Source organism: Intestinimonas butyriciproducens (genome assembly GCF_016901775.1).
Taxonomy (GTDB): domain Bacteria; phylum Bacillota; class Clostridia; order Oscillospirales; family Butyricicoccaceae; genus Pseudobutyricicoccus.
On the sequence record NZ_JACJKW010000040.1, the window covers coordinates 1 to 2,575 of the forward strand.

3 protein-coding genes are annotated in these 2,575 nt (G+C 56.5%); all 3 read left to right on the forward strand.

From position 1 onward, the window contains the following. Positions 1–528: ABC transporter permease (locus H6A25_RS12455; RefSeq protein ID WP_204752439.1), on the forward strand; the 528-nt coding region annotated here is incomplete at its 5' end. Between the two features lie 18 nt (positions 529–546). After that, a complete protein-coding gene (locus tag H6A25_RS12460) occupies positions 547–1,554 on the forward strand; it encodes an ABC transporter ATP-binding protein (protein WP_204752440.1) in 1,008 nt (335 codons plus the stop codon). A gap of 62 nt (positions 1,555–1,616) precedes the next feature. Further along, positions 1,617–2,507: an ABC transporter ATP-binding protein gene (locus H6A25_RS12465; RefSeq protein ID WP_430651176.1), complete on the forward strand. Its 891-nt coding sequence runs from the start codon at positions 1,617–1,619 to the stop codon at positions 2,505–2,507. Positions 2,508–2,575: the final 68 nt, after the last annotated feature.

Consider the following 2,575-nt stretch of genomic DNA (forward strand, 5'->3'; position numbering starts at 1 on the left):
TTCTTCGGCGGCAAGCTGGACATGGTGATCATGCGCTGCATGGACATCCTGCTGGCTATCCCCAACATTCTGCTGGCCATCACCATCGTTGCGGCCCTGGGCGCCAGCAACCTGAACCTGATTATCGCTCTGACGATCTCCAGCGTGCCTGGTTTCTCCCGAATCGTGCGCGGCGCCGTGCTGACCGTGCGTGACTCTGAGTACATCGAGGCGGCGAGAGCCATCGGTGCGAAGAACGCAAGAATCATCCTGAGCCATGTTCTGCCCAACTGCATGGGCCCGATCCTGGTTCAGACAACCCTGAATGTAGGCTCTGTGATCCTGTCCACAGCGGGTCTGAGCTTCCTGGGCCTGGGCGTGCAGGCACCCCGTCCGGAATGGGGCGCCATGCTGTCCAGCGGCAGAACCTATATCCGTGATTACAGCTACATCACCATGTTCCCCGGGTGCATGATCATGATCACGATCCTGAGCCTGAACCTGCTGGGCGACGGTCTGCGTGACGCGCTGGATCCCAGACTGAAGTAAGACAGGAGGAAAAGAGCGATGAGTGACAAGAAGAACCTTGCTGTTGAAATCAAGGATCTGGTGGTAGAGTTCCGTACGGACGACGCCATCGTCCAGGCGGTAAACGGACTGGACCTTGAGATTGAAAAGGGCAAAACCCTGGGCCTGGTGGGTGAGACCGGCGCAGGCAAGACGACCACAGGTCTGTCGATCCTGCGTCTGATCCCCGATCCCCCGGGAAAGATCGTCAGCGGTACGATCAAGCTGGGCGGAGAGGACATCTTCGCCAAGAGCGAAAAGGAAATGGAAAAGGTGAGAGGCAATCAGGTGTCCATGATCTTCCAGGACCCCATGACCTCCCTGGACCCTGTTATGACGGTAGAAGACCAGATCGCCGAAGTGGTGGAGCTGCATGAAAATGTGAGCCATGCCAAAGCGGTAGAGAAGGCGAAGGAGATGCTGGAGCTGGTAGGTATCCCCGGCGAGCGCGGTACGGAGTATCCGCACCAGTTCTCCGGCGGTATGAAGCAGCGCGTGGTTATCGCTATCGCCCTGGCCTGTTCGCCGGCCCTGCTGATCGCCGACGAACCCACCACCGCACTGGATGTTACCATCCAGGCCCAGGTTCTGGAAATGATGAAGAACCTGAAAGAGCAGTACAACACCTCCATGCTGATGATCACCCATGACCTGGGCATCGTGGCGGAAATCTGTGATACAGTTTCCATCATCTATGCAGGCCGGATCGTGGAGCACGGCACCTTGGAGGATGTGTTCGATTACACCCGCCATCCGTATACAGAGGGCCTGTTCAACTCTCTGCCCGACCTGGATCACAGAGAGCAGCGCCTGAAGCCCATCAAGGGCCTGATGCCGGACCCCAGCAACCTGCCTGCCGGGTGCGCATTCTGCCCGCGGTGCGATTACGCCATGGAGATCTGCAAGACGCAGAAGCCGAAGCGCGTATACCGCAACGAAGAGCATTATGTGGAATGCCATCTGTATAACGAAGAGAATATCAAGGAAGGGATGTTGAACCGGAAATGAGCGAGCAGAAAGCATTGTTAGAGGTAAAAGGCCTCAAAAAATACTTCAGCACGCCGAGAGGTATGCTGCACGCGGTGGACGACGTCACCTTCACCATCAACAAAGGCAAGACACTGGGTGTGGTAGGTGAGTCCGGCTGCGGAAAATCCACAACCGGCCGCGCAATCCTGAGACTGCTGGAGCCCACCGGAGGCGAAGTGCTGTTTGAAGGAGAAGACCTGGCAAAGCTGAGCAAGGAAGAGATGCGGAAAAAGAGAAAAGATCTGCAGATCATTTTCCAGGATCCGTTCTCCTCTCTGAACCCCAGAAAGACCATCAGCCAGACCATTGCTGAGCCCCTGCTGCTGAACAAGATGGTATCTGACAAGAAGCAGCTGCAGAAGAAGGTTCTGGAGCTGATGGAGACGGTAGGCCTGGCCGAGCGTCTGTACAACACCTATCCCCATGAGCTGGACGGCGGCCGCCGTCAGAGAATCGGTATCGCCCGCGCTCTGTCTGTGAACCCCAAGTTCATCGTGTGCGACGAACCGGTATCTGCTCTGGATGTGTCCATCCAGGCACAGATTCTGAACCTGATGGAAGACCTGCAGGAGCAGATGGGTCTGACCTATATGTTCATCACCCACGACCTGTCGGTTGTCAACCACTTCTCCGATGATATCGCGGTTATGTACCTGGGCAAGCTGATCGAGAAGGCACCTTCCGATGAGCTGTTCAAGAACCCGACTCATCCGTATACCCAGGCTCTGCTGAGCGCGATCCCGCTGCCCAACATTCACAAGAAGCTGGACCGCATTCTGCTGAAGGGCGAAATCACCAGCCCCATCGAGCCGAAGCCGGTGTGCCGTTTTGCAAACCGTTGCAACTACGCCACCGACCGCTGCCGGAGCGAAGAACCTCAGCTGAAGGAGATCAGCCCGGGCCATTTCGTCTCCTGCTTCCTGGCCGAATAAGAGACTTCCTGAAATACCGAAAAGCCGATGCGACGAAAGTCGCATCGGCTTTTTTTCTTCGCAAGAAA